Origin of the sequence: Mameliella sp. LZ-28 (genome assembly GCF_012274245.1) — a bacterium.
Lineage (GTDB): Bacteria > Pseudomonadota > Alphaproteobacteria > Rhodobacterales > Rhodobacteraceae > Antarctobacter > Antarctobacter albus.
Window position 1 is genome coordinate 1 of record NZ_JAANYX010000033.1, and the last position, 25,254, is coordinate 25,254.

Genomic DNA, 25,254 nt, shown 5'->3' on the forward strand with positions numbered 1-25,254 from the left:
TTGGCTGCGGCGTGTGGTGTGATCTGGACCGTGAACAGGTCGCTCGGAATGTCATCGACATACCGTGTCTCGTCGGCGTCGAAGGTGAATGTCTCCGTCACCAGGTGCCGAAACACGGTGTTGTCAGGACCGACTTGCTCGGTGCCATCGGCGCGATTGATCTGGTAGCCGTAACTCATGTCAGATTTCCGATCTTCACCCGCAGAACATCGCTTGCATCGTAAACCTCAAGGGCATCCGTCTTGAGGACAAACCGGGCACCGGTCTCCGCGCTCTTCAGTTCACCGATGACCGCGCTAATCGCGGAAAGCGACGTGGTGCTGATCTTGTCTGCCGTCACGCTGTCGGCGTCCAGGTGCTTGGCCTGCACGCTGCCGTCGAAGAGGATGGCATCGGCGTCGAACCGGAACGCGCTGACGGGGCCGTTCACCGGATCGTCGGCGGCCACCACCTCTAGCAGCGCCTCTGCCGATCCCGCGACGGCGCGGATCGTATAGGTCGCGGCGGCGAAGGATTCGAGCGTCGAGATCGCGTTGCCCTGGGTCGTCACACTCGATTCGATCCCGTTGAAGTCTGTTTGCAATGTGCTGATGTCAGTTGCCAGCGCGCTGTCGGCGTTGGTTCGCGCGACCGTCTCGGCGGTGATCGCTGACGTATTGCCCTCGACATCTGCCGTCAGGGTGGTGATCTGTCCGCTCAAGGCGGAATCCGCGTTCGCGCGGGCAACGCTTTCGGCGGTGATCGCGGCGGCGTTGTCACCCACATCAGCCGCCAAAGCCGTGATGTCGGCGGCGAGCGCGTCGTCGGCGTTCACGCGGGCCAGTTCTTCGGAGGAAATATCAGCGGTGTTCTGTCCTACTGTCGCGGACAGGGTGTTGATCTGACCTGTGATCGCCGTGTCTGCGTTGGCACGAGCGGCGGCTTCGGCGGTGATCGCTGCCGCATTGTCCCCCACATCTGCTGTCAGGGTGGTGATGTCGGCGGCGAGCGCGTCGTCGGCGTTGGTCCGGGCGATCTGCTCTTGGCTGATCGACGCTGAGTTCGCATCGACATCGGCCTGGATCTCCGTCAGGGACGCGGCAATCGCGCTGTCAGCGTCGGTGCGCGCTGCCTGTTCTACGGTGATCGCGGCAGAGTTCGCGTCGATCAATGCGACCAGTTCAAGCCGGGCGGCGGCTGTGGCCTCACGCTCATCATTGATGACGGCGGCTATCTCCTGACGCGCAAAGGCCAGATCCTCTCTGACGGCCTCCCGGTCCTTGTAAGCGTCCAGAAGGTCTTGGAGCGAGTTGATGTTCGCCTCGTCCAGTTCATCGAAGGCCAGTCGGCTATCGTAGACAGTCTGCGTGATGGCCGGCACATCGAGCGCGTCTATCACGACCTCGGCACCGGTCAGGCGCGCGTCCACCGCCGTCAGGTCGGAGGCGGCGGCTTTCAGCACAATCTCCGCTTCGAGGGCGTCAATCTCGGTCTCGGCGCTCTGCAATCGAACGTCTATCCCATCGACGACCGTTGTGGACGCCTTTTCCGTGATGGAGGCGTTCACAGCGTCGATGTCCTCTTCGACAGTGTTCAGCCGCAACTCGAAGTCATCAAGAATCGGGATCTGTTCGGGATCCAACACCGCCTCTGAAATCGCCTGGTTCATTTCGGCGTAGGTCACGCGCGAGACGATTTCTGCCTCTGCTGCGTCGACACGGACCTCAGCCAGGGCGACCCGGTTTTCGACCTGCTCGAAACCGACGATCTTTACGCTGCCGTCCGCTGGGTCGACATAGACCCCGGCATCGGCAACGCGCTGGTCCGTTTGCTGGATACGCGACGCCAGGAACGACAGGGCGAGAGCGAAATCGTCGATTTGCTGTTCTGCCGTTGTGATCCTCGGGATCTCCTGGTCGAACCTTGTGTTGAGGGACGCAAAGAGGGCGTCAGCCTCGGCGCGGGCCTCAGCGACATCCGTCTCGAAGAGCGTGGTGAGTTCGGCTTTGGCCGTGTCGATCGCTGCCTCGGCCTCGGCAATCGCGGCGGCGGCCTCGGCGTCGACATAGTTGATCGTCGTCGTAATCCGCCTGGAAATCTCAGACGATGGCAGGCCGCCAAATGCGGTAATCAGTTCCCCGCTCGTGTTCTGGAACCGCTGGGCCAATTCACCGATCATGGTGTCGATGTCGCCCCAGCGGACGGCGTGCAGGTCACGGTCGCCGCGGCGGCCGGCAAGGATCTGCACGTCGCGTTGGGTGCGCGTCATCTGTTCGGTTGTGTGGTCCCTGGTGCGCGTCGGCGCTGTCGGCGGCGGCGTTCGATCCGCTGGCGGTCGAATTGGCTTCGGCTCCGGGGCAAAGACCCTGCGGGCCTCGGCCAGCTGGTCGGCGCTGGACAGACGGGACAAACCGGGCGAGACATCCGGGACATCCGGGACAGAAACCCGGCCTTTCCAGTTGAACAGGTCGTCGCTCATCCTGCCCCCATCAGTTCAGAGGGCCCGCCTGCGAGGGAAACGCGCGTCACCTTGACGGCCCCCGTGATCTCGATCTGCCATTTCTCGGCATAGCCAGAGGCCAACCGCTCGATCTGGTTGAGGCTGGTGATCGTGGTACGGGCCGCCCCGTCAGCATAGATCGTCATCGAGAACGACGACCCGGGCGCCAGTTGCTCGCCATCCACGCGGACGACGCCGAAACTCTGCGGCACAGGCAGGTGGATCACGTTGCTTTTCCATTCCAGATCAGCCGGGGCCGCAGACAGAGACGCATATTCCCTGATGGCGGTCGTCCCGTCCGAATAGAACAGCTTGCCGCTCACGAGGTCATAGGCAAAGGATGTTGCCGCCACATCCGTTCGGACGAACCCCGGGATTTCCCCGGTCAGGTCGATCATCGAGGTGATCCGCGTTGCCCCAGGCGTGTAGGAAAACACATACCGGCCATCATAGAACCCGGCCCTGAAGGTCTCGGGCTTGAGCGCTCGCCACTCCCTGCGGTCGAAAATGTCGCGCGTGATGACCTGCGGATTGGGACCAGACACCAGCACAAGCCCGTCATGGCTCGGATAGGCCACTCCAAGGCCCATATCCACGATACCGCGCTTCGACAGGCACGGCAGGTTCACGTCCAGGCGTTCGAGGATCACGTTGTCCGGGTGCGACCCCTGCGCGATGTAGGGCGTGCCCTCGGTCATGATGATGAGGAAGTTGCCAGACACCCCCAGCCCCACGATGTCGTATTCCGTTCGCAGGGCGTATTTGCGGGGCCAGGCGTGCGGGATGTACGGCTCGCAGAAATACAGCGACCGGCCAGAGAACGCGGCCATCATGCCGTTCGGCATGGGCACGATTCCTTCCAGCGTGGCGACGGGAGGATCATAGTCGGCAGACGGGATCAGTTCTTGCGTCGGGTCTGTCTCGATGTCGTGGACATAGAGCGGCGTGCCCACGGACAATTCCTTGACGAAATACAGGCCGGTGGTGCCCGTTGCGCTGGTGGCAGAGCGGTAGACACGGATCCGGTTCACGCGGGTTCCTGATGGCGCGGCGTTGTCCACGATGGACACGTTCAGCGTCGTTCCTTCCAGAATATCGAGGGGTTCCGATGTCGGACTGGGCAAGGACTCTTCGTCCAGGTCCGTTACCCATGTCGTCGCAAACAGCACAGTTTCGACGGGCAGCGGATCGTCCGGGTCATCGACTGGCTCGGTGTTGACCGTGACCAGCGGCGCGGCGGTCGGCGTCGGGATGGCCAGATCATGAACGGTTGCGCTATCGACCTCGCGCAGCTTCGGGGATTTGCCAACGGTGGTGATGTAAAGGCGGTTGTCATCTACCGGCCCCGGCGCATAGGTCGTGTGGTCATCATAGGCGAACCACGCGCCGTCATAGGCGATGAAGTCGTCTGCGGCAGAGCCAAGGATCGTGGCCGCCGCCGACGAATACATCGAGCGCAGGGCACCAGAGGCGAAATCGCAGTTTTCCGCGACCTCTGCGGCGCCCTTCGGGAGCAAGTCGGGGTCACGCCGCGGGATCTCGCCTGCGAACTGGGTGAGGCGATAGAGCATGGCGGTTCTCCGTCAGTATTCTTGGTAGCGCGTCCGGGCTGGTGGCCGGTGCTGCATCGTGATGTTCGATGCGAAATGGTCCGTGCAGGCGGCGTCGAACTTGCCCTGGTAGAGCATGGCACTGCGCGGGTCCGTGTAAGGCTGGTCGGGGATCATCAGCGCGCGGGCAAGCGCGCCATAGGAAATCTGCTGCCCGAATTGCCCCAGGAGGAAGGCCGGAACGACATCAAGTGCGTCCTCCACGTCCCCTGCCACGTTCAACTGCATCGAGGTCCCCTCGATGGGCTTGAGGAATGCTGAGATCGTCAGCGTGCCCGCGCTGTACGGGATCAGCTGAACCGTGTTCGGGTGCATCTGAGCGATATAGCAGGGCAGGCCCTCGGCTTGGCGCTCTGTCTGCGTCACCTCGGTATACTGCGTCGGGATCAGCTTCACGTTGTCTTCCCAGTACGCCTCTTCGATGCGGTGGATCGTGGCATATGACGGGGTGACAATCGTTTCGTTCTGCTCGTCCACGGTGACGGTGATGATCTCACGCCAGCATCGGGTGCGTTCACAGAACTCGATGGCCGCCCGCCGCAGAAGGCGGCGAGCGACAGGCACGGGAAGGTCCCGCGCATAGGGGCGAACCAGAGGCTCGAACTGTTCGAGCGGTACGGTTGCCGCGACCATTACTTCGTGTCCGTGTTGATATTGGCGAGCATTTCGACCTGCTGGCGCATCCCCAGAGCCGACATCCAGTTCTGCTGGTGCATGGTGGACCGCTGTGCGGCGCCGGGCACGTCAACGTCCTTCTGGAACGCGCGGTACAGCACATAGTCGCGCAGCACGTTCTCGTAGAGGTCGGGCAAGTCGATGGCCGCCGAATACTGGTCGATGTCCAGCGGATCTGCCGGGGCCGCCACGGGTGCCGGGACCGTCGAAACGATGGCCTCGATCTTCCCCAGCCCGGTGTTGCCCGGGTAGACGTAGAAGACGCGCGGGTTCATTTCGTCGGTCATGACGTGGGTGACGGTCGCGGAGAACGGCACGACGCTGGTCTGGTGCCAGCCCGGCACCTGGCTGTCGAGGATCGAGCGGTCAATGGGCGTGATGTTCTTGCCTGCCACACGCGGCGGCCCTTCGGCGGTAATGTTGCGCACGACCCGGAGCAACTGGCTCCCGTCCGCGAGTTCCTGATAGGTGCCCTCGTTGAGGTCGATGACGGTGTTCTCGGAGACAGCCGTGGGCTTGTGGAACGCGATCTCCTTGAGGCCCGCATTCAGGTAGACGCGCAGTTCCTCAAGGGTCCAGCGGGTGTTGTTGGCGTCCAGAAGGGCCGTGCGGCAGGCCCAGAGAACGTCTTTTGCGGTGAACGACATGACGAGTCGGCCCTTCCTGTTTCAGGTTACTTGCTGAGAGCGGCCTCGGCCTTGGCTTTCAGGTCTTCGACATCGGAGGCGTCGATGTATTCCTCCTGCGCGGCGCCTTCGATGATCTTGACGACCACCGTATCGAGGTGCGCGCGACCGTTCGGCTTGCGGCCAAACAGGAACTCATGTGCCTGATCGGCGGCGAACTCGGTTGCCTTCGACGGATCAGACAGGATGGCCTGCATCGCATCGTGCCCGGCGTTGGATGAGGCCGAGAACGCCTCTGCCGGATCCGGCTCGGGTTCAGACGGCGCAGCGGGCTGCGGAGCGGGGGCCGACTGGGCCACCGGCTGCTGCACAACGGGCTGCGGCGCGGGGTCCTGCGCGGGCTGGGAGGCATCCGCCTTGAAGAAGACGTAGGCCTCCGAGATCGACAGAAGGCGGGCGATGTGTTCTTCGTTCTCGACCAGCGCCACATGCGGCGAGCGGGGCTTGTCCGGGTCGATGGGCTGGAAGTTGTAGGTGGTGTCATCGAGCGAAACCTGGGTTCCGGCGCGGCGCTCGATCTTGCAGCGGATCAGCATGGCGAAATCTCCTTGATTGCAGAAGCCCCCGCGACATCCCGCGAGGGCTGAGGGCTGGTCGACGGCCTTAGAGGACGTATTCCATGCGGATCGTCACGGTCTTGGTCGCACCGGCTGTCTGGTCGGCACTCAGCTTGACGCCGATGCCCCGGTCGTAGGCCACAGGCGCGATTTCCATGCAGGTTTCGATGGGCACGTCCTGCGTGGCGCTGACGATGCTCGTTGCGCTCAGGAACTCATCGCCGCTGGTGCGGGCCGACTGGTCATCCTGGGGATCGCCAGACATGAGGCCGACATCGGCAGTGCTGACTGCCAGTGCGCCGCCAGTGATCGACATGCGAACGGGCTTTGCGAAGGCCGGCAGCACGCCGATCTCAATGATGTCGGGCGTGGCAGCGGTATAGGCCGCGTCAATGGTGTGGGTAAACTCCGCAATCATGATGACACCGGCCTGACCGGGGGTCGGGACGTTGCCATGAGACGCGGCGCGAGAGACGAAAATGGTCATGAAGGGGTCTCCTTTGGGGGATGAGCGCGGCCCTTCTCAGGCCGCGCCAATAAGGCCTTAGCCGGTCGGCTCGGTGGCGGCGGTGTCGATCGCCATGACGCCGAAATCGCGGTTGTTGAACCGGGTCTTGCTCACGCCGATAATGGTCCCGGCGGTGACGACCGGCTCGTTGCCGCGGTCTTCCATTTCCTCGGACCAGTCGAAGCGCCCGTTCTTCATGCCGCAGGCGTAGACCCCGGCCTGACGGCCCATGAAGAGCGCGCGGGCGGCCTCGACATCGGACCCTGCGCCGTAATCATCGAACCGGATGGCCGACGAATGGCTGTGCAGGACCACATTGTTGATCATCCCCAGGCCGCCGGTGAAAATCTTGTTCTTTTTGCCCTCGGCGGAGGCGGCGGCCTTCTGGATGTCCAGCCACTCGGACCCGGCGGCATTGCGCATGTCGTGTTCCTGGTAGTGGGACATGACCGTGACGTAATGCTCTTCGGAGCCGATCTTAACCGGGACCATGTTCGCGGTCGCCGGGTCCTTGGCACGCATCATGCGCGCACGGGTGACGGCGCGCTCGATCACGTTGCGCGTCATCACGTCAGCCGCGACGAGGGATGCCTTGGAGGTCGCATCGCCACCGTACAAGAGGTGCTGCGAGTCCGGGGCACGGAGCGGGTTGGTCGCGTGGCCGGCATAGGCGGTATCTTCGATGAAGTCCTCGTTGATGCCGCGCGCACCCGAGAGATAGATGAAGAACAGTTCGTCCTGCCACTTCGACCAGTAGTCGCCCAGACGGTCACGGGCCACCTGCCGCAGGTCGTGCGCGGTGCGCTTGCGGGTCATGCGACCACCAGCCGAAACTTCGTGGCGGGCCTGGTCGATGATGATTTCGTCGGTGAAGAACTTGAGGTTTTCGCCGTTGCCCTTCACGCGCTTGTCGCCCGTGGTGGGCGCCTTGCGAAGCTGCACGGAGAGGTCGAACGACACCCGATCGCCGGGGTCGGATTCGAGATCCTTCTTCTCTTCGATGATGTTGTTGGTGCCCTTGCCGATGAACTTGGTGTTGAAATAGCTCTTGTCGAGCATATCAACGGCAAGGTTGGCCGACCATTTTTTGACAGCCTTGGGGTCGCCCCAAGGGATAACGGTTTGAGACATAGATGTGTCCTCGTGTGGGATTTGAACCAGCACGAGCACATCTTGTGCCCTATATGTCTGCTACAGGTAGCACATGGCGGCCATATCTGAAAAGCGCCTTTATGCTACATGTCGCTTATCGGGTCTTTGAGGTGATCAGTTCTCCATGCCTCGCATGGGCGATCTTTTTTTCCTCTGGCGCCATGACGCAGAGCCGTATGGTGGAGTCGCCCGCTTTTTTCACCTGGATGACGATTGTATCCGGGCCGGACCCCACCACGATTGCATCGCCAGCGGACATCTGACGAATTAGTGCTGTCATGTTGCCGCTGGCCATGCCGTCAGTCCTCCAGGTACAGGGACGCGAACTCGTCGCGCTTTTCGGGCGGGAGACGCATCATCGCCTCTTCCAGCGCGATGGCATCGCCCTTCTGGGCGATCATTTCGAGTTGGGCATAGGGGCTGTCGTCCAGTTGCCCGACATCGGAGGCCGGCGTTTTGGCGAGCGTGGGCACGGTTCCGCCCAGTGCATCGTCGTCATCGCCCTCTTTCGGCTTCGCGTCCTTGGCCTTGGGCTTCTGGCCATCCTTCTGCTTACCCTTGGTCTCGATCTTGACCGGCGGCACTTTCAGCCCCAGGACATCGGCCTGCTTTTCGAGCAGCGTGTGAGCGCGAACCAGCACCTCGTCATTCGACAGGGCGTCGAACTTCGGGTTCCCGGTGATCGCACGCACGGCACGGTCGAACGCTTGGAGCATTTCGCCACCATCGTTCAGCCCTGCGTTCTTGGTGAAGTAGGACCGCACGGAATTGGCCCATTCCGTCTTCGACGCTTCGACCTTCTCGCCCTCCTGCTGCAACCGGTAGGCCAGCGGCGCGCGCTTGTCGTTCAACTCCCGCATCTGCCTGCGGTATTCCTCGGCGGTGATTTCGAGGTTTTCGCGCTTCTCGCCCAGGTCGTCGATTTGGGCGTCGATCTCTTCGAGGTCGGATTCCAGCGCCTTGACATCGACCTGCGGCTCGGCCTGCTTCTGCGGGTCCGGGTCGTCCTCGGGATCGGGGTCATCGGCTTGCGACTTGGGTTCCGGGTCGTCCTCCGGGTCGTCTTCCTTCGGGTCGGGGTCGTCATCATCCGGGTCGGAACGCGCATCGTTGAGCGAGGCAATCGCTTCCTCGGCGCTGATTTCGTCCTCGGCTTCGTAGGCCGCCACCTCTTCCGGTGTCAGCTGGTCGGCCAGGGACTCGATGATTTTAGCCATGTCAGGCTCCTTTCAGGGAAGTGTCAGGTGAAGGCGAGAACAGCGGCGCGGAATACCGGGCCGTGATGCTCCGGGGCGTTGCCGCCAAAGACGGCCCGCGCGTCCTCAAGTGCGAGGCGCGCAGCGGGTTCCGACAGATTGGCCCAGTCGGGTGCAGGCTCCCGCCCGTCTGCCTCGACCTGTGCCGCGCGTTCGGCTTGGTATCCGGCGCGGGCGGCCCGGCTCAGAACCGTCGATGATTGGCGCTTGATCGCGTAGCCCTCAAGCTGCCACAGCTTCTCGATGGCGTCCTCGTAGGCCATCTTCTCGCCAATCGCGGCGTCGAAGTTGGCGGGGTCGATAACGTTGCTTTCGCCCGCAACCTGCGCGTTGCCGGGCACGGTAATGACACAGATCGTCATGGTCGGCGTCGGGCGGGTGAAGGTCTTTTGAACCACGAGGGATTCGAGGTGGGCTTTGGTCAGCTTCATGCTGGCACTCCTTGGGGCTGTTCAGTGGGCTGTTGCGGCATCGGCTGCGGTGCCGGCGGGGGCGCGCTGGGTGTCCCGATGACCTTCCCGGCGCGGGCCATCTTGGCGAGGTCCGACTTGTCCTGGAAACCGGCGCCGTCGAGGATCTCGTCGGCCACGGCCCCGATGCCCGGGGCGGCGAGGATCTGCGCCCCGGCTTCGAGGGCCCGGACCTGCATTTCAACGCCCTTCCCGGTGGTCTCCGTGAGGATACGGGTGATCTCGGCGGTCAGCTTGCGAATGTCCGTAGCGATCTTCTCGGCCTCTGCCGCCTTCTTCTGGGCTTCTGCCTGTTTGGCCGCCAGTTCGGCCTGCGCCATCGCCTCGTTGAACTCCTGTTCCTTCTGCTGCTGCTGCTGGCGAGCGATGGTTTCGGGGGCCGGGTTGTTCGGGTCCTCGTCCGGGTCGGTCTGGCCGGTGATCTGGCGGATCCGCTTCACGATCTCTTCGCGCTGCGGGATGTCCATCGTCTCGACGGCCAGATCCAGCACGGCAATCGCCACCTCGGGCGCGGTTTGCGCGAGGCTCCCCAGCAACTCCATCAGTTCCTCGACCTGCGCCTGCCGGATGGTGGCGGCGAAGTCGTCTTCGGTGATGATGAAATCGGCCTTGGTCGCCAGGATGTCGTTCTCGGGCAGGCCATCGTTGATCTGGATGTATTGCGGGTTGCCGCGCATGTTCGTGATGCGGAACTGGCGCTGCTCGGTCATGTATTGCTCGATGAGCGACAGCTTCTTTTCGCCGGAAATCTGCTTGGCGAGCCGCAGGTTGTCGAAGATCGGGGCGGTAGCCAGCGCGCCCTGGTCCTGCCGGGCGGTGATCGCCTTGCCGGATGTCGCGTTGGTCGTGCGGCCCATGTTCTCGTCGGTGACGCCGCTCATCTGCTGGATCATCTGGATCGAGCGGCCCATCATGTCGAGGTGGGACTGGTCCATGCCGCGGTCGGCATCGAGTATCAGTTCCTTTCCATGTTCTTTGATGATGATCGCGTCTGGACGGCTGACCTCTTCCTCGAACTTCTCCATGTCCTTCACAGCGCCGCTATCCATGACGACCTTACTGCTGTTGAGGATGTGCAGGGCCTTGGCCGCCCGGTTGTTGATGTCGATCTGGGGGTCGCGCATCTGGCGCACGAGGCCATACGGGAGGTTGTCGCGGTCTCGGCGGTAGCACCAGATCGGCGTGAACGGGAAACGGTTGTGCCGGTACGGCGACTTGCCCAGGAACAGCATGTGTTCCTCGGTCATGATGGCGACGTGCATCCGCATCCGCACCTTGGGCACCACGGTCGCGCGGCCCATGATGACATCCTGGACGTGGCCCGGGGACCGGCTGTCGTAGAGTTCGCCGCTGAACTGGCCGCCGCGCACATACTTGTCTTCGACGGGGATGCGGAACCATGCCTCGATCAGCCTGACGCGGTGACGCTCGGACAGCCCGTTCACATCTGTCGAGTAGGACCGTTCGGACGCCTCGATCTCGCGGCGGTCCATCACCTCATCGCCCATCATGTCCAGCGCGCGTGTCAGGGCCAGAGAGGTTGTCGAGGAATGCTCGATCTGCGCCTTTCGGTCTGGGAACATGGACTGCGCCACGTCGACATCCGTCCATTTGGTGCGGAAGATGTACCGGGCATCCGACATGTCGAGTTCGGTGCCGGCGCTGTCGTAGATGATGTTGCGCCAGGACTCGTAGCGCGAATAGATCGGCTCGCCCTCGTCCTCTTCCTGTACGCCGTCCTCGATCCATCCGACGCCGCCCTTGACGGAATCGGCAAAGGATCTGGACACGGAGAACGGCGTCCGGTTGATGTCGCTGAGGTACTTGAGCAGCTGCGTCTTCTTCTCGGCCGCCTTGGAGGCGTCTTCCTGTCGTGGCAGCACCTTGTAGTCGGTGCGCGCCCGGCGTTCGGTGCCCAACAGCCAGTTGACCACGTTGGAGATCACGTTGAACACCAGCGGCGTCTGTCCGCGCTGCCGCATGTGGGCGATCATTTCGTCGGACAGTTGCAGCCCGTCATAGAAATCGAAGTCCTTGGCCACCTCGCGCCGATGGCTCTCCTGCCGCAGGATCTCGCGCCGGTAGTGGTTGATGAGCCTGTCGTGCAGGTTGGTGGCGTAGGCCTTGTCCAGTTTGGACCGTGCGACCTGCTGCGTGACAGTCGGGGCCGTCTGAACGCGGTCCCACGGGTTGCTCCCCCGCTTGAACGGTCCAGATGTCATCTGCCGTGCATAACGCGGGTCGTCATCGGTCTCAAACATGGTCGATCACCTCGGCTTCGTGGATGGTCTTGCCGGTCTCCGGATCGCGGGCGATGGCATCGGCCACCACCTCGCCCTCGGAGAAACGCGGCGCGTTCGGCATTCGCAGGAGGTCGGACAGGCAATCGTTGATGATGTTGAAGATGCGGACCTGCAACTTGGGCGACGGGTTCATGCCCAGGGCGTTGCAGGCCCGGTAAGTCGCGTGCGCGGAATAGGCCGGGTCGCCTGTGGCCTCGTCCCACTCGAACGCCATGTCGACGCTGACCACGAACGGCGTAATGCGCTCGTGGTGGCGTGGCGTGTAGGTGGGAACGAGGGCGCAACAGGGCCGGTCGGTGTGCAGGTTCCAGGTGAAGATGGCCGTGATGTCGCCAAAGGTCCGCTGGCTGTGCTGCAAGGCGAGGTCGAGGATGGGCTTGAGGGTCATTCCGGCACCTCGACATTCGGCCTCACAGCCCGTTCGAGATCAGACTCCGTGAATGTGCGAATGACATCTGGCGCCCGGTCCAATCTGACGCAGTAGCTTGTCTCTTCTGCCGAGAGGTGGACCCTGACAACGATGCCAACGAGGTAGTGCCCCGTCGATCCAAGGGGAACGCACACCTCGTCACCGAGGTTGAACGCGGCTCCGTAATAAGCCCACATCATTCCGCCATTCTTGTCCTTCGGAAGGCGGTCGTAGATGCGGGTGATTTCACGGATCTCTTCGAGAACTTCGGACGGCGTGGCGTCTTCCAATCGCAACACAGCCCTGATTTCACTCAGGTCTGCTTCATGATCTGCGCCCACCGGTCCGCCGTGCCGCTCTTGGAGATCCCTCAACAGGTTGTCGAAAACGGTGTGCGCCTGGGTTTCGATCTCACGCCGCCCGGCGTCGGCCAGCATCCGCAGCTTGCTGATGGCCCTGAGCGCGTCATCGACGGTTCCGCCCTCGACTTTCAGCGCGTCCTTGATCTTGCACAGGCCCTCTTTGAGATTCTGCGCAGTCAACCACCAGTCGACAGAGCAGTCGTTGTCGTCCGCTCGGTATGCCCTTATCGTGGAGAGCTCCTCGGCCTCATCCTCGGTCAGAAAGAACACCGTCCGGCCATCGGGAAGAAAGCCACCCTCCCGCAATTCTTCGGTCGTGTCATTGGGCGTTTTGTCAGTTTCGGAGGTCATTCGTGCGCCTCCCTTGCGATGGCACGCAGGTTCGCTTCAGCCTTGACGTACTTCTTGGTGACAGCGGCACTTGGCGCGCCTTGACTGGTTTCCGCGCTGAAATTCAGTTCCGTTTTTGCGTCCAAGTATTTGCGGACGTGCTGGCGCATGGCGCGGGCTTGCGACTCGATCTTGTTCTTTTGCCGCACGGCATCCCGCCGTTCATTCACCTCGAAGACGAGGTGCTTCTCGGATCTCGCCAATTCCTTCCGACAGAGGCGCAATTCCTCATGGAGTTCGGCGATCAGGGCCACGCTGTCGTCGTGGATGACATCGCTGAACTCAGAGATCATGAAATCGCGCAGCGCGTCCAAGGTACGCTCGACGCGGACCTCAACTTTGCGCTTTGGGTCATGGGTTTCGTCCATCATCAGACCTCCCCTTCGGAGAAGGTCCAGCGCGGCAGTTCGCAGCGCAGCACGGACGAACCACGGAAGGCGCAGGGCTGGCGATCGTTGATGATCTGGTGCCCCTTCTCGATGCCCTTGCGGGTCCACAGGATCGCGCCACCGATGAGCCGGTCGGACTCGACCATCTCGCAGAAGGTGGCGAAATCCGGCATTTCGGTCTCGATGACCTTGAACGGCGCGCGCTTTGCGCCGCCGGGCACTTCCGTCTCCGGCTCAAACCAGACCTGAACGATGCAACCTGCCATTCTGTTTCCTTTCAGTAGGTTGGCGCACGCCGCCGGATCTTCGACAGCGTGTCATATGGACTCTCGGAGGAATTGGCGGCGTCGTCGTAGCCCTGGGCGAACTGGCGGAAGGCGTCAGCAGCCTCGCTGTGCCCGTCCTGCTTCTCGGGTTCGTCGATCCAGTCGTCGACGCGGGTCGACCATTTCTTGTGGTAGAGTTCGAGGTGTTCGAACCCTTCCTTGCAGCCCTCTTCATCGAACCAGCACAGGTGGAACTTCTGCCGGGTCATCTGGATGCCGTGCTGGATGTCGTCCACGCGCGGCACCACGCTGAACGACCAATCCGGGGCCAGCGATTGCAGATCGTCTATCGGTTTGCCGACTTTGTGCTTCTGCTGGCGCTCGTGCATGGCGTCGTGCGGCAGGTAGTGGGTGCCGAACACCATGCCCGTCTCGCGCAGCTGGTTGACGTAGAACTCGTAGCCCTGCGCCCAGTTCTCGATGAACATCGGGAACCGATACTGCTGGCCGACATGCTGCATGAGCCAGATCGCCGTGCCGTCGCCCGATCCGATGTCCCAGAAGGTGTGGACGGGCACGAACTTGACGAACGGGACGTGGCCAATGCGCTTCTCGGCCCGGACCCGGGCGATCTGCGGCGCGTAATAGGTCCCCGCCACGCTGCGCTGCCAGCATTCCTCGGGCGTGGACGGATACTCGCGCCACATGCCTTCGGCATCGCCGGCCTGCTCGGATTCGAGCGTCATGACGTACCACCGACGCTGCGAAAGCGTCAGGCAGATACCCATCTTGTCCTCGATCTCGTCGAAATACTTGTGCTGGGTCGCGCTGATGGGCGTGTTGTCGTTGGCAGGCGCCACATAGGTCGGCATCTGGTGCCAGGGGAAGAAGTGGAACTTGAACTCCTTGACGCCCAGGCGGCGCGGGATCATCGCCCGCTTCTCGGCCCTGGTGGCGATCTGGTAGAAATACCCGGCCTTGCCCTCGGCTGTGGACTCGATGATGGCGATGCCATGCGACGGGACTGCCGGGAGCGAGCCCTGCACGATCTCTCGCGCCTTCTGCGGGTACTTGGCGGCGATCTTGCCCATTTCCGAGACGTGCAGGCGGTGGATCGTGCCTGAGCGCATCGAGGTCGACACGCGGATCGAGGACCCGTTGTGCGCGAACAGGATCTCGCTCTCGGTCTTCTTCTTGAGCGGGAACATCGCGCGCACCTCGGGCGGCATGTTCTCGTAGGCGAACACCACCTTGTCCCGAAAGATCACCTCGGCGTCTTCGAGGCTGTGCGCGATGATGCCGACGCGCTGGTTGGGCACGAACATCGCGTGATCGAGCCACATCAGGGCGATCAGCGTTGTGAACCCAAGCTGACGGGCCTTCAGGATCACATTTCGGTAGTGGAGCGCGTTGACGAAATCACGCTGGGCCTTGTTCGGCTTGAACGGGATCACGGACCCGTCCTGGAACTCGTCGGCCTTGGTCATGATCTTGTAGAGACGCCCCGAATACAGGCGCCAGATCGGGTCCTGTAGCGCCCTCAGAAGGTCCTCCCGCGTCTGCGGGTCGAAATCCTCCGTGATCGGCTCGATGGCCGCAGCTTGAGCCGCCGCGGCCATCAGGCGCCAATCCTCATGGCGCAATGTCGGGCCGTGGTATGCTGCCCTCCCACCTCTCGCGTGGTCCTCGTGCGTTGCTGGGCTTCGTCGGCCGTCGTCACGATCGACCCTGACCGATCCGACATATCAGCCCAGCCTTGTTGAGGCGCCGTGCTGACTGCGGCGCCTAGAAAGTATCGGTCAGGGTGGAATTGGGGCGCAGCGGTTGCACGCGCTGCGCCCCTGCCCGCCAGATACGGCGCACAGGTGCATGAATCCTGCGTCTGGTGGGCAAACTGGTTCACGGGGTCGCGCCCCGCGATGTGAGGTCCGCGACGACATCCTGCGCCGCCTGCACGGCCTTGATGGCATCGAGGTAGAACTTGGGCCGCTTGGCGTGCAGGCTCTTGTAGAGCGCCATGCGGCTGTCCAGGCGGTCGAACGGCACGCGCTCGACGTGGTGCTTGCCACGGATCGTCACAAGCGCCTTGTCTGGCTCGACGGCAACGCGCTTACCGCCTGCGAATTTGATGATCGGATCAGTCATCGTCGCTGCCGCCTGTGCAGTAGCTGCAAACGAACGAGGTGAGAGGAGCGCCGCAGCCCTCGCATCGCACGGCTTGGGACCTCTCGTGGCTGAGAAACGCTTGACGCTCCCTCCACTCACTCATGGCATTTCCGGTTGAGACGCCGGGCGCTTTCCCCCCGATTCCGCTAAACATCGTCACCCTCCTGAGAGGCGACGGGCAGCGGCTTCGCACCGGCCATGAGGGACGCCAGGAACGCATCGACGGGCGACTTGCCCTTGTCCTCGGCCTCGTACAGCTTGAAGTGCTTGGCCAGCTTTTCCAGCGCGCTGTTCTTGTCCCAGAACTTGATCTCGGAGACATGCTCGATCTCGACGGGATCAGTGCCCGGGACGGCCTTGTGCGAGACCTTGATCGACTGGACGGCACGGGCCACGTCCTCGGGCAAGTCGTGGACGGCGATCAGTCGGCCATGCTCATCGAAGAAGCGGCGGATGTCGCTGAACGCCACGCGCCCGATCTCTTTCAGCACCTCTGCGCCGGTCATTTCGGCGCGCTCTGCTGCTGCCTCCTGCAACTCCCCGATGCGTTGCTGGACGCTATCTTTTGCGCTCAATCGAGCGGCGTTGGACCGGTGCGGTTTGTAGCCTGCTTCCTCGTAGGCGGCATCGGTTGACATCCCGGCAACTCGGGCTTGGGCGAAGGCTTCGTGCTTGGGGTTCTTGAGGCGGGGCATGGTGATCTCGACCTGTGCAACGTGTCGCTCTTTGCTAACTCGTAGCACGCTGCACAGCGATCTCCAAGCGTCTCGCCTTAACACCCTGTTTTTCCACCACCACACATCAAACTGCGCGCAGGCGCGTGCGCACACGCGCCCCACCACTATCTACTGTTGGACTCTTGGGTTGGATAATCCCCGGATCATCCCGCGGCTCTACCGTGGCTCCATCCACGGATGACACCTGATTGAGTGATTACAATACCTTACACCATTATAACCCGCGTAAATTTCGACACCCATTTGCGTGCGAAAAAAGACGACCATTTCGCGTTTTAATTCGTCAGGCTCCGGCTCCAGATCCTCTCGTTTGCGTGTTGCAAATTGCTACATGTTGCATTATGCTGACCTTCGAGACATCAAATCTCGAAGGAGCGAAGCAATGAAATTGACCACGACACCCGACCATCAGACTCGCCTGGGAGGCATGATCCGCGCCGAAGCACTCGGATGCGGCGACCCCCTCGACTGGCACGAAATCGCCCGTCGCTACGTCGCGCGCATGTGCGCCGATGTCGTCTCGCTGGACGAGTTCCTGCTGACGCACGGCGACCTACTCACGCAGGCCGAATACGACGAGGGACAGCAAATCCTGCGCCAGTTCTCAGGCTACGGAGGTGAGGCATGAGCGGCTACGTTTTCCAGAATGTCGAGTTCGCCACATGCGACCTGATGCTCGATGCCATCGCCTACGAATACATGACCGGAGGCGGCCAGAACTCGCCCGCTCAGGTCGATGACATCATCGCCTGCGAGGGCGACTGCCCGGCCATTCGGGCCAACCTCATCACTCTGGCGGATGCGATGGCCGATAGCTGCATCCACGGCCTCGATTTGGGCGAGGACAACGACGATGGCACGCCCGGCCACATGGACTGCCACAACTACTCCACCGAGGAACTGGCTGCTGCCATGCAACGGTTCCTTGAAGCCCGTCCTGACCGGGAGGTGGCAGCATGATGGATCGTTTCTACGTCACCGCCGTCGACGGGCGCCGCGCGTATTTCCTCGCCGGGCCCTACTCCACCAAGGAAGAGGCTGAGGGCGCCGTCGACAACGTGCGCGACATCGCCTGCGACCATGAGCAGAACAGCAACGCCGGGCGGGCACATTTCATGGCCTACGGCGTCACCCGCGAGAACAGCGACCGCAGCCGCATCACCCCGCTGGGTCAGGTGCAGCGGCAGACGCAGGGAGCGGCGGCATGACGCGGTTCTTCACCATCATCGAGGATGCGTTCGTCCTTATCCGCACCGGCGGCGTCTACCAGCAATCCCAACTGTACGCGCGCGGCAACAAGCTGTTCGCCAAGAAGGGGGCGGGGTTCATCCGCCTCGGGATCGGCGGCGAGACATCCGCGCCGAACACACGCTGGACCGAGATCGAGCAGGGAGACCTTGCCGTGATCGAGGACCGGAACGGCCACCCCCCGATCCTCACCCACTACGAGGAACCGAAGATCGCCGCCGAGTGACGCATCGTCTGTCGCCCTGCGCCGAAAGGCGGGGCGGCAGCGCCATGCGCCAACCGCATGAACCCGAAAGGAGCGAACCCATGAAGCATTTGCCGAACTACAATGCCGACGAGCGCACCCGCTACGACCTGCGCTTGCAGATCGAGGGCTGCGTCGTCTGGACGAGAGGGCACCTCACCCTCGAAGAGGCTCAGGCCGCCTACATCACATGGCGCGACGAAAGCGGCCTTGGCGGGTCCGATTTCGCGTCAGGCGAGGTTTTCGACCAGTTCGGCCAGCACATCGCCCGGATCTCCTACAACGGGCGGCTGTGGGAGCCGCTGCCGTGGCATCCCGGCATGTCGTGCTTGGCCGAGGCCCCGACAATAGCGGGTGCCGCAGCATGAAAATCACCATCGACATGCCCGCGCAGAGAATCGCGGACCTGATGATTACCGCCATCGAGACCGGCATCGGGCACTGGGCCAGCGACGTGCAGGTTTACGCGGGCCTCGACACCCGCACCCCCTACGGCGAGGCGTCCAGCTACGAGGGATCGTGGCATGTGAAGGGCACCTATCCGCTGACCAATGACGGCAGCGAGACCGACACGTTCTTTTTCAGCGCCGAGACCTTCGCCCGGAACGCGGTGATGGCGCCGTGGGCGCTGGCCGACTGGATCAACGAGAACGAGGACGCGGGCAGCGCCGATGTGCTGTTCCAGTGCGCCGCCTTTGGCGGGGTCGTGTTCGGCTGACGCATCGGTGCGCGCCGTCGCGGCGGCGCCATCCCATGCGTCAGGCAAAGGAGAAGAGCAGCATGGGCATTGCCCTCCCCAAGAAGCGGAAGATTGACCGGGAGTCCCCGGTGCATATCGCCGTGTACGACTACCTGTGCGCGGCCTTGCCGTGGGCCGTGGTCCACCACAGCCGCAACGAGATCAACAAGCGCGGAAAGAAATTCGCCAAGGAACTGGCGGCTGCGGCGCGCAAGGGCACGGTCAAAGGGTTCCCCGATCTGCTGGTCCTGCCCGGCACCGCGCTGCCGGTGATGCTCTTCGAGGTGAAGGCCGAGGGCAAATACCCGGACAAGGACCAGAAGGCTCTGCACGAGGAACTGCGGGCGCTGGGATACCGCGTGGCCGTGGTGCGCGGCGTCGATGATACGCGCGCCGCCCTGGCCGAATGGAAGATCACCACGATGGACAAGGAGGTGGCGACATGAGCGACCGCAAAGATTTCGACTTCATCCCGACGCACGCGCCAGAAGATGAGGCCCAAAAAGCCTATGCAGCGGCTTTTTCAACGATGATGAGGGCAAAATCAGAATTGCACCATTCGGATTCCGAGGCCGGCGCTATCGCATTTTTTACGACCGCTAGTGCGGGATACGCGGTCTTTGCGACGGCCTTCTACAAGGAGTTCAAGCGTATGCCCACCCTCGAAGACATCACGCCTATTCTTGAGTTCTTCATCGAGGAAACAAACCAGGGCGTCAAAACGGCTGTCGACGAAACGATCAAATCGCTGGGCGAACGGAAATGAGCGACGACCCCAAGTTCCTCATCCTCAAGCGCGGCCTCTACTATCGCCCCGAAGCCAAGGGCTACACCGCTCTTAAGGAGCACGCCGGGCGGTACAGCCTCGATGAGGTTGCCGTGCGAATGCCGAACGGCCCGGACGGATCGAACGATGGCATCAGCTTCATCGCAGAGGATGACGCGCCCGACTGCGCCCCCAGCGCCGATGTGTCGATCGTTGCCGATTACTGGCAGCGCAAGGCGACCGAGTACGCCTCTCAGGTCGAGGACATGAAGGCCGCTCTGGCCAACGCCGCAGAAGGCGCAAGGCGGCAGGCTGTCCGCGATTGCCCGTACTGCCGTTCGATAGGGAGATTCTGATGCACTTTGTCCCCGTCCTCCCCGCCTACGCGCCCGTGGCCGACGAGATCGACCGGATGCACGGCTGGGCCATCTTCATCACGCACGAGCATGACGGTCGGAACGACTTTATCGCCGTGCATGAGGACCGCCCGGACGAGATCCGCAACCTCGACATCACCGGCTACGCATGGCCCCGAACCGTCGACCTGGAACGGATGATCCTGATGGGCTTTCCCACGCGCGAGGGCGGGTTCCCGCACACGTCGCAAAGCCTGTCGGCCATGTGGTCGCGGTTCTCGATCGACAATCCGGACATCGCGCGCCGGGCGATATGGGCCAACGGCCCGGATCTCGACAAACATCTGCGCACGGGCCGCTTCGCGCGGCTGCGAGCGTGAAGGGAGTGAACCATGAACATGATAATGCAAAGCCCCGACCAGCCGCTCACCATGAGCAGCCTCGAAATCGCGGGACTGGTCGAAAAGCGCCACGACAACGTGAAGCGCAAGATCGAGACACTGGCGAAGCGTGGCGTGATTGATCTTCCTCAATCTGAGGAAGATCAAATCGAGACCGGACACGGACGGAAGCACACCGTTCAGGTCTACTACCTCGAAAAGAGGGATTGCTTCGTGGTGGTGGCGCAACTCTCCCCCGAGTTCACGGCACGGATCGTAGACCGCTGGCAGGAACTCGAAGCAGAGCGCGAAAAGCGGCACGCCCTTCCGAATTTCAGCGATCCGGTGGCAATGGCCCGCACCTGGGCCGATCAGGAAGAAGAGAAGCGCCGCCAGGCGGCCCGGATCGAGGATATGAGCGAGGATGTCGGGGCGCTGAAACTGCTGTCAGAGGCGGATGGCGCGATGACGCCCACAAACACAGCCAAGATCGTGAAGATGAGGCCCAAGGACTTCATGGCGTGGTTGCAGCGGGATCGCTGGATCTACCGCCGGGCCGGAGCGCGGAGTTTCGTCGGATACCAGAACCGCATCCAGTCCGGGCACCTGACACACAAACCCCACCCTTACAAGGACCGTGAAGGGTTCGACAAGGTGCGAGAGCAGGTGCTTATCACGCCCAAGGGCTTGGTGGCTATTGGTAAAAAACTTTACAAGGAAGGTTTGATCTCCGAGGTGCCGAAGCCCGGAGATCAGGGCGATCTTGGCGTGTAACCGCTCACGGAACGCCAAGAGCGACAGGGGCCGGGGCGCTTCGCTCCCGTCCTGGTCCCTGTCGTCCGTTTTAATTCCGCGCGGGCTTTCCTCCTCCCTGCCCGCGTGGACCAGCGGGGCCGGCACCCCTCCTCCCCAGCCGGCCCCGCGCATTTTCAGGAAAGGACGATGACATGAGCAAGAAGAAGATCGACTGGATCGACTGGGCAGACGCGACCTCCGAGAGCATCGCGGATGCAATGGCAACCCTCGACATGCTCCCGCACAGCCGCGCGCGCTCGATGGTTCAGACCAAGCTGGACGAGGCGATGATGTGGCTGGATCGCACCCGCCCCGTGAAGAACGAGGCTGAGGGAGGCTAAAGATGGATCGCTTTTACGAACTCGTCCAAATGGCAGGAATGTACGCCGAAGACGGCGCATGGGCCACAGCGGCAAACCGTCTACGTCAAGCCGCCAATCTAGCCGACGCCGAAGCTAAGCGACGGGAGGATTGGATCAAAGAGAATGTGAGGTCCGAGAAGTGACCCGCTCTGTCGACGAATGGATCGGGCCACGCCCGGACACCCCGCCCCCGCCCCGCGTTAAAGCCCGGATCGTCGTTGCCCAGCACCACATCTGCGCCTGCGGCTGCGGCATGGAACTGGGCCGCGGCGGCGAGGTCATCGAGTTCGATCACAAACGCGCGCTGATCAACGGCGGCGAGAACCGGGAATCGAACCTGCAAGCCCTTCGGCCCGCCTGCCACGCGCGCAAGACCAAAGCCGATGTCGAGGAAAAGGGGCGCGTGGCCCGGAAGAAGAAAAAGCACCTCGGGTTCGAGAACGAAAGCCGGTCCCGCATCCCGGGGCACCGTGGCGACATCTACAAGCGCAAGATCGGTGGCCGCACCGTCCTGAGATCGGAGGATACATGACCAGCCGAGACGAAAAGATGAAGCTGGACGACAAGGAACGTGACGTGATCCTGCACGCACTCGGGCTGTCCAGACGGCGCCGATGGGCCTACCGCAACCACTTTGCCGCAGGCGGAAAAGATGTCTCGATCTGGAAGGGACTGGTGGATCGCGGGCTTGCCTCCGGGGGCAACAATCTCATGAACGAAGTCATGCCATATCCCCTGTTTCGCGTTACCCGCCTGGGCGCCGAAGCGGCTGGGGTCGGCAACAAGGTGCCGCGGGCACTGACAAATCCACGACCGGCTACCTGAACCCCCTCGGATGAGCCGAGGGCTGCCCCGCTGCTGATACGCAGCCCGTCTCTCTGCCTCACGGCAGCGGGGTTTCTATCTCCCCCTGATGATCTTCCAACCAAGGTATCCGACGACGCAAACGCCGAGGAACATCAGAAAGCCCGGATCGAGCCACGGAATCGGTAGACCTTGAGTGCCCATGAAAAAGCCCCGTTGCAGATTGCGACGGGGCTTACGCTATGCGGGGTCTTGGCCTTGGTCAACTTTCCCGCCTGCCCGCTTCTTCTCACTGATCCGCCTCCTGATGTTCGACTCCGCGTGGACCCAATCACGGTATCCGTTGGCGCGGGCCGCGATGCTTTCCGCGAGGAAGCGCGTGCAGCCCTCGCCCTCCTGGATGATAGCTGCCCGTTCGCGCAGGAGGTCCAGATCGAGCCAGGGATCGTCAGACGGCATCCAGTTTCCCCACCTCGTCTCCCCAGCACGACCAGCCGGGGCGATTGCGCCGCGAGAAGACCTCGATGCGCGGCCGATCCTCCACCAGCTGCTCCGCTGCCAGGAATGCCTCGTCCGGCTTCTCGCTGTGCTGCCCGATCCGTCCTTCGATTACGGATCGCACGCTCTTGCTGTCGATCCGAGGCTTGCCCCGCGTGCCGATCAGGAAGGGCTCGCCCGCGCAGCGCAGGACGTAGCCCGTGCCGAAGGCCAGCTTTCCGTGCCGCGTGCGCTTGGCCCAGTGGCCGGCGGTCTTGAACGTGAAGCCCCAGGCGTCCATGACTTCGAACGCTTGCGGCAGCATCGGGTTCGTGGCCCACAGCCACAGCAGGCAGTTGTCGGCGGCCAACACGTCAACCGGCAGCGCCTTGATCCAGTCCAGCGGCTCGCAGTCGTAGTGGGCCGTGGCGTTCTTGCCCTCGCCCGCTTCCGACCAGTTCGAGAATTGCCAGGGCGGATCGGCCATGATGAGGCCAAAGCCACCGGCAGGACGCAGCGCCGCGAACTCGATCACGACCTTGGACATGTCGGCGTCACCGCTCATTGAACCACCGGCGCCGCTTGTCCTGCGCCGCGCGCAGATCCGCCCGCGTGACCAGCCCAGCCCGCAACAGATCCTCGCCGCCCGTACCATCGACCCAGAACGACGAAACATTGCCGCCCTCGATGATGGCCTTGGCCGCATCCTTCATCGGACCCGTGACAACGATTCCGCCATCGACGGGGGCGCCATGCATCTGGGCGATACGGCGCTCGATGTCGTGCGGCGTGGGCTTGATGAGGCGTCCGTTCTGGTCGCGCGGGCTGTGAGCCTGGTACGCTTCCCATGAGGCCAGTATCTCGATGGCCGAACGACCTTGCAAAACGCGGCGCCACGAGGCCACCTCGATCGCGCGCACCTCCGGGCTGTCTTCGCGCCTGAAGAACTGGGACAGGATCATCTGGATGGTCAGGGACTCGTCGGAAGATTTCGGCCTATCCTTGGCGGGGGTTTGCCGCGGCGATCCTGTCTGCGGCAGCGCCGATGTCGTGGGCGTCATATCCGTCATGTCGTCCTCCTGATCGTGGTTGGATTTCTTTGGATGCGGCGTCGTCCCGGCGCCCGGCGGCGCGCTCCATCGCCTTGGTGAAATATGCGAGAGACTGGACAGGCTCTCCGTCCCGCCTTCGGTTCATGACCGCGCCGATCTCGGCAGTGATCGTGGTGACGGACAGCCCCAGATCGGTCTGCCAGCGGCGGGCCTCGACCATCTGCGCCTCATTCGCGACCGGCCCGGGGTGATTGGCCGGCAGTCCGCAGGCGCGCAGAAGGGCTGATCGGTATTCGTCGGCGGGATGATCGACCTCCGGCAGCGGCAGAGGCTCACCTCGGTAAGGCGCGTCGCGCATACGGCTGCGCTCGCTCTGGCTCATGCAAAATTCCTCGGTGCGCCTGGCCGCCTCGGACAAACGACGATTCCGCCAGACCCCATCCGCCACCTGAAACAGCGGCTCCATGACTGGTCGAATGGTCGCGCGCCATTTCCGAGTGCTCATTCGAGTGATCGTTGCCAGCTTGCGGTCGTTGTCGGGCAGGTCCAGCGTGGGCCGCGCCCACATTGCATAGATGAGAAGATGCCACGCGCCGACTTCCTCGGCAGACAAATGCAAGGTGTCGCGCAAGAGCGCGTCGGCCCAAATGGGAACGGGCCTCTTGGTTCTGGCGCGAGCCGCGTCATACCCTGCTGGCGACATATCAGACCTCCGACAGTCGCCTATTCCCCTTCCGAGGGCGCCGGACGTTTCAGCCACGATTCCATCGTCACTGAACCGCCTGACCGCAGGTAAATCGTCTGCATGGTCTTACGGCCCGGATCGCGGGCCTGGGTGAGGATCTGACTGAGGTAGGGTTGGCTCAGACCGAGGTGCTGCGCGATCTCAGCCAGCTTGGCCTTCGGGTTCCCGGCCCGGTATTGCTCAACATATTGCTCGATGTTCATTTGCTGCCCCGCCACTTGAAACAGTTTGCAATACGCAACATATTAGCAGAACAGTCAAGGCTTGGCGGCTATTTTTCGCGTCGCAATATGTTACACGACGCTGTATTTTGATGACCTAACTTGAGCAATGAGGACAGTATGCGGATCAGGATTGCGGATGTCAGGAAGACCCTCGGGATTAAGCAAAGCGAACTGGCATCCAAGGTCGGAATCAGTCGGCCTTACCTGGCACAAATCGAGTCAGGAGAACGAAATCTAACGGCCAAGCGCCAGGACGAAATAGCCAAGGCGCTTGGCGTGGACCCTTCTGATCTCGTTGATTTTTCCGGCGCCTCCATCCAAGATGAGGACCTAATTATGCGCGCATTCCAATCCGGGTCGCAGAAACAGCGTGAAATGTTCCTCGCTATCGCCCGAACAGTTCTGGATAGCGATTCTTCATCAGACTGACGAATTCAGCCTTCTGCTCCGGCGTCATGCGCCGAAGAAGGCCCAACAGAACCTCATCATCGCTCCCACTACAGGCGCCACTGGCGCCTTTTTTTATTCCGACTTCCAAATCGTCCTCCTGAACATGCCACCCCCGCCCACGCAATAATCACAGGTTGCAAGGTGTCACAAACTTTATGGGGTTGCAACGTGTTTGCAGTTTGCTACACATAGCAACA

Annotated in this window: 39 protein-coding genes; 16 read left to right on the forward strand and 23 right to left on the reverse strand. The window is 62.5% G+C overall.

Annotated features, from left to right (window positions below; genetic code table 11):
- Positions 1–175: 175 nt before the first annotated feature.
- From G9Q80_RS17820 to G9Q80_RS17905, 18 genes are all read right to left on the reverse strand, one after another.
- Entirely contained in the window at positions 176–2,458 is a 2,283-nt protein-coding gene (locus G9Q80_RS17820; RefSeq protein WP_168246511.1) for a coiled-coil domain-containing protein, read from the reverse strand.
- A complete protein-coding gene (locus G9Q80_RS17825; RefSeq protein ID WP_168246512.1) occupies positions 2,455–4,050 on the reverse strand; it encodes a hypothetical protein in 1,596 nt (531 codons plus the stop codon). Before G9Q80_RS17825 ends, G9Q80_RS17820 begins: the two co-directional genes overlap by 4 nt.
- 12 nt (positions 4,051–4,062) lie before the next feature.
- Positions 4,063–4,722 (reverse strand): phage adaptor protein, encoded by a 660-nt coding sequence (locus G9Q80_RS17830; protein ID WP_168246513.1) that lies wholly within the window; start codon positions 4,720–4,722, stop codon positions 4,063–4,065.
- Positions 4,722–5,411: a phage adaptor protein gene (locus G9Q80_RS17835; protein ID WP_168246514.1), complete on the reverse strand. Its 690-nt coding sequence runs from the start codon at positions 5,409–5,411 to the stop codon at positions 4,722–4,724. Before G9Q80_RS17835 ends, G9Q80_RS17830 begins: the two co-directional genes overlap by 1 nt.
- A 26-nt stretch (positions 5,412–5,437) precedes the next feature.
- Positions 5,438–5,986, reverse strand: a complete 549-nt coding sequence (locus G9Q80_RS17840; RefSeq protein ID WP_168246515.1) for a hypothetical protein — start codon at positions 5,984–5,986, stop codon at positions 5,438–5,440.
- A 67-nt stretch (positions 5,987–6,053) separates the two neighbouring features.
- Positions 6,054–6,494 (reverse strand): hypothetical protein, encoded by a 441-nt coding sequence (locus G9Q80_RS17845; RefSeq protein ID WP_168246516.1) that lies wholly within the window; start codon positions 6,492–6,494, stop codon positions 6,054–6,056.
- Positions 6,495–6,551: 57 nt separating this feature from the next.
- Positions 6,552–7,646 carry a N4-gp56 family major capsid protein gene (locus tag G9Q80_RS17850; RefSeq protein WP_168246517.1) on the reverse strand — a complete coding sequence of 365 codons (1,095 nt, stop codon included), beginning with the start codon at positions 7,644–7,646 and terminating at the stop codon, positions 6,552–6,554.
- 115 nt (positions 7,647–7,761) lie between these two features.
- The gene (locus G9Q80_RS17855; RefSeq protein ID WP_168246518.1) at positions 7,762–7,962 is read right to left on the reverse strand and encodes a hypothetical protein; all 201 of its coding nucleotides are present in this window, start codon (positions 7,960–7,962) and stop codon (positions 7,762–7,764) included.
- 4 nt (positions 7,963–7,966) lie between these two features.
- Complete coding sequence (locus tag G9Q80_RS17860) at positions 7,967–8,884, reverse strand: hypothetical protein (RefSeq protein WP_168246519.1); 918 nt, start codon at positions 8,882–8,884, stop codon at positions 7,967–7,969.
- A gap of 23 nt (positions 8,885–8,907) precedes the next feature.
- A complete protein-coding gene (locus G9Q80_RS17865) occupies positions 8,908–9,354 on the reverse strand; it encodes a Gp49 family protein (protein WP_168246520.1) in 447 nt (148 codons plus the stop codon).
- Entirely contained in the window at positions 9,351–11,654 is a 2,304-nt protein-coding gene (locus G9Q80_RS17870) for a portal protein (protein ID WP_168246521.1), read from the reverse strand. Before G9Q80_RS17870 ends, G9Q80_RS17865 begins: the two co-directional genes overlap by 4 nt.
- A complete protein-coding gene (locus G9Q80_RS17875; protein ID WP_168246522.1) occupies positions 11,647–12,084 on the reverse strand; it encodes a hypothetical protein in 438 nt (145 codons plus the stop codon). Before G9Q80_RS17875 ends, G9Q80_RS17870 begins: the two co-directional genes overlap by 8 nt.
- Positions 12,081–12,818, reverse strand: coding sequence for a hypothetical protein (locus G9Q80_RS17880; protein WP_168246523.1), 738 nt, complete (start codon positions 12,816–12,818; stop codon positions 12,081–12,083). Before G9Q80_RS17880 ends, G9Q80_RS17875 begins: the two co-directional genes overlap by 4 nt.
- Positions 12,815–13,228, reverse strand: coding sequence for a hypothetical protein (locus tag G9Q80_RS17885; RefSeq protein WP_168246524.1), 414 nt, complete (start codon positions 13,226–13,228; stop codon positions 12,815–12,817). Before G9Q80_RS17885 ends, G9Q80_RS17880 begins: the two co-directional genes overlap by 4 nt.
- On the reverse strand, positions 13,228–13,512 hold the full coding sequence (locus tag G9Q80_RS17890; RefSeq protein ID WP_168246525.1) for a hypothetical protein: 285 nt from the start codon (positions 13,510–13,512) through the stop codon (positions 13,228–13,230). Before G9Q80_RS17890 ends, G9Q80_RS17885 begins: the two co-directional genes overlap by 1 nt.
- An 11-nt stretch (positions 13,513–13,523) precedes the next feature.
- A complete protein-coding gene (locus tag G9Q80_RS17895; protein ID WP_168246526.1) occupies positions 13,524–15,131 on the reverse strand; it encodes a terminase large subunit in 1,608 nt (535 codons plus the stop codon).
- A gap of 280 nt (positions 15,132–15,411) precedes the next feature.
- Positions 15,412–15,657 (reverse strand): hypothetical protein, encoded by a 246-nt coding sequence (locus G9Q80_RS17900; protein ID WP_168246527.1) that lies wholly within the window; start codon positions 15,655–15,657, stop codon positions 15,412–15,414.
- Between the two features lie 167 nt (positions 15,658–15,824).
- On the reverse strand, positions 15,825–16,373 hold the full coding sequence (locus G9Q80_RS17905) for a terminase small subunit (protein WP_168246528.1): 549 nt from the start codon (positions 16,371–16,373) through the stop codon (positions 15,825–15,827).
- A gap of 424 nt (positions 16,374–16,797) precedes the next feature.
- Here G9Q80_RS17905 and G9Q80_RS17910 point away from each other — a divergent pair, with 424 nt between their 5' ends.
- The 15 genes from G9Q80_RS17910 to G9Q80_RS17980 all read left to right on the forward strand — a co-directional run bounded on the left by G9Q80_RS17910 (position 16,798) and on the right by G9Q80_RS17980 (position 22,130).
- Positions 16,798–17,043, forward strand: coding sequence for a hypothetical protein (locus G9Q80_RS17910; RefSeq protein WP_168246529.1), 246 nt, complete (start codon positions 16,798–16,800; stop codon positions 17,041–17,043).
- Positions 17,040–17,375 (forward strand): hypothetical protein, encoded by a 336-nt coding sequence (locus G9Q80_RS17915; protein ID WP_168246530.1) that lies wholly within the window; start codon positions 17,040–17,042, stop codon positions 17,373–17,375. The genes G9Q80_RS17910 and G9Q80_RS17915 overlap by 4 nt, the downstream gene beginning before the upstream one ends.
- The gene (locus G9Q80_RS17920) at positions 17,372–17,623 is read left to right on the forward strand and encodes a hypothetical protein (protein ID WP_168246531.1); all 252 of its coding nucleotides are present in this window, start codon (positions 17,372–17,374) and stop codon (positions 17,621–17,623) included. The genes G9Q80_RS17915 and G9Q80_RS17920 overlap by 4 nt, the downstream gene beginning before the upstream one ends.
- Positions 17,620–17,889, forward strand: coding sequence for a hypothetical protein (locus tag G9Q80_RS17925; RefSeq protein WP_168246532.1), 270 nt, complete (start codon positions 17,620–17,622; stop codon positions 17,887–17,889). Before G9Q80_RS17920 ends, G9Q80_RS17925 begins: the two co-directional genes overlap by 4 nt.
- A gap of 80 nt (positions 17,890–17,969) precedes the next feature.
- A complete protein-coding gene (locus G9Q80_RS17930) occupies positions 17,970–18,275 on the forward strand; it encodes a hypothetical protein (RefSeq protein WP_168246533.1) in 306 nt (101 codons plus the stop codon).
- Positions 18,272–18,625: a hypothetical protein gene (locus G9Q80_RS17935; RefSeq protein ID WP_168246534.1), complete on the forward strand. Its 354-nt coding sequence runs from the start codon at positions 18,272–18,274 to the stop codon at positions 18,623–18,625. The genes G9Q80_RS17930 and G9Q80_RS17935 overlap by 4 nt, the downstream gene beginning before the upstream one ends.
- 62 nt (positions 18,626–18,687) lie before the next feature.
- On the forward strand, positions 18,688–19,092 hold the full coding sequence (locus tag G9Q80_RS17940) for a VRR-NUC domain-containing protein (RefSeq protein WP_168246535.1): 405 nt from the start codon (positions 18,688–18,690) through the stop codon (positions 19,090–19,092).
- Positions 19,089–19,412: a hypothetical protein gene (locus G9Q80_RS17945; protein WP_168246536.1), complete on the forward strand. Its 324-nt coding sequence runs from the start codon at positions 19,089–19,091 to the stop codon at positions 19,410–19,412. The genes G9Q80_RS17940 and G9Q80_RS17945 overlap by 4 nt, the downstream gene beginning before the upstream one ends.
- Positions 19,409–19,768, forward strand: coding sequence for a hypothetical protein (locus G9Q80_RS17950; protein WP_168246537.1), 360 nt, complete (start codon positions 19,409–19,411; stop codon positions 19,766–19,768). Before G9Q80_RS17945 ends, G9Q80_RS17950 begins: the two co-directional genes overlap by 4 nt.
- Positions 19,768–20,148: a hypothetical protein gene (locus G9Q80_RS17955; RefSeq protein ID WP_168246538.1), complete on the forward strand. Its 381-nt coding sequence runs from the start codon at positions 19,768–19,770 to the stop codon at positions 20,146–20,148. The genes G9Q80_RS17950 and G9Q80_RS17955 overlap by 1 nt, the downstream gene beginning before the upstream one ends.
- 12 nt (positions 20,149–20,160) lie before the next feature.
- Positions 20,161–20,922 (forward strand): phage antirepressor KilAC domain-containing protein, encoded by a 762-nt coding sequence (locus tag G9Q80_RS17960; RefSeq protein ID WP_168246539.1) that lies wholly within the window; start codon positions 20,161–20,163, stop codon positions 20,920–20,922.
- 173 nt (positions 20,923–21,095) lie between these two features.
- On the forward strand, positions 21,096–21,284 hold the full coding sequence (locus tag G9Q80_RS17965; protein WP_168246540.1) for an Acb2/Tad1 domain-containing protein: 189 nt from the start codon (positions 21,096–21,098) through the stop codon (positions 21,282–21,284).
- 2 nt (positions 21,285–21,286) lie between these two features.
- On the forward strand, positions 21,287–21,448 hold the full coding sequence (locus G9Q80_RS17970) for a hypothetical protein (RefSeq protein WP_168246541.1): 162 nt from the start codon (positions 21,287–21,289) through the stop codon (positions 21,446–21,448).
- Complete coding sequence (locus G9Q80_RS17975) at positions 21,445–21,837, forward strand: HNH endonuclease (protein ID WP_168246542.1); 393 nt, start codon at positions 21,445–21,447, stop codon at positions 21,835–21,837. The genes G9Q80_RS17970 and G9Q80_RS17975 overlap by 4 nt, the downstream gene beginning before the upstream one ends.
- Entirely contained in the window at positions 21,834–22,130 is a 297-nt protein-coding gene (locus G9Q80_RS17980) for a hypothetical protein (RefSeq protein ID WP_168246543.1), read from the forward strand. The genes G9Q80_RS17975 and G9Q80_RS17980 overlap by 4 nt, the downstream gene beginning before the upstream one ends.
- A 219-nt stretch (positions 22,131–22,349) precedes the next feature.
- Here G9Q80_RS17980 and G9Q80_RS17985 read toward each other — a convergent pair whose 3' ends face one another.
- From G9Q80_RS17985 to G9Q80_RS18005, 5 genes are all read right to left on the reverse strand, one after another.
- Positions 22,350–22,568: a hypothetical protein gene (locus G9Q80_RS17985; protein ID WP_168246544.1), complete on the reverse strand. Its 219-nt coding sequence runs from the start codon at positions 22,566–22,568 to the stop codon at positions 22,350–22,352.
- Positions 22,558–23,151, reverse strand: a complete 594-nt coding sequence (locus G9Q80_RS17990; protein WP_246870553.1) for an MT-A70 family methyltransferase — start codon at positions 23,149–23,151, stop codon at positions 22,558–22,560. Before G9Q80_RS17990 ends, G9Q80_RS17985 begins: the two co-directional genes overlap by 11 nt.
- Positions 23,141–23,656 (reverse strand): hypothetical protein, encoded by a 516-nt coding sequence (locus G9Q80_RS17995; RefSeq protein WP_210426228.1) that lies wholly within the window; start codon positions 23,654–23,656, stop codon positions 23,141–23,143. The genes G9Q80_RS17990 and G9Q80_RS17995 overlap by 11 nt, the downstream gene beginning before the upstream one ends.
- Positions 23,583–24,269 carry a DUF1376 domain-containing protein gene (locus G9Q80_RS18000; protein WP_168246546.1) on the reverse strand — a complete coding sequence of 229 codons (687 nt, stop codon included), beginning with the start codon at positions 24,267–24,269 and terminating at the stop codon, positions 23,583–23,585. Before G9Q80_RS18000 ends, G9Q80_RS17995 begins: the two co-directional genes overlap by 74 nt.
- A gap of 92 nt (positions 24,270–24,361) precedes the next feature.
- Positions 24,362–24,586, reverse strand: a complete 225-nt coding sequence (locus G9Q80_RS18005) for a hypothetical protein (protein ID WP_168246547.1) — start codon at positions 24,584–24,586, stop codon at positions 24,362–24,364.
- Between the two features lie 138 nt (positions 24,587–24,724).
- On the opposite strand from G9Q80_RS18005, the gene G9Q80_RS18010 reads away from it, so the two are divergent.
- Complete coding sequence (locus G9Q80_RS18010) at positions 24,725–25,036, forward strand: helix-turn-helix domain-containing protein (RefSeq protein ID WP_168246548.1); 312 nt, start codon at positions 24,725–24,727, stop codon at positions 25,034–25,036.
- Positions 25,037–25,254: the final 218 nt, after the last annotated feature.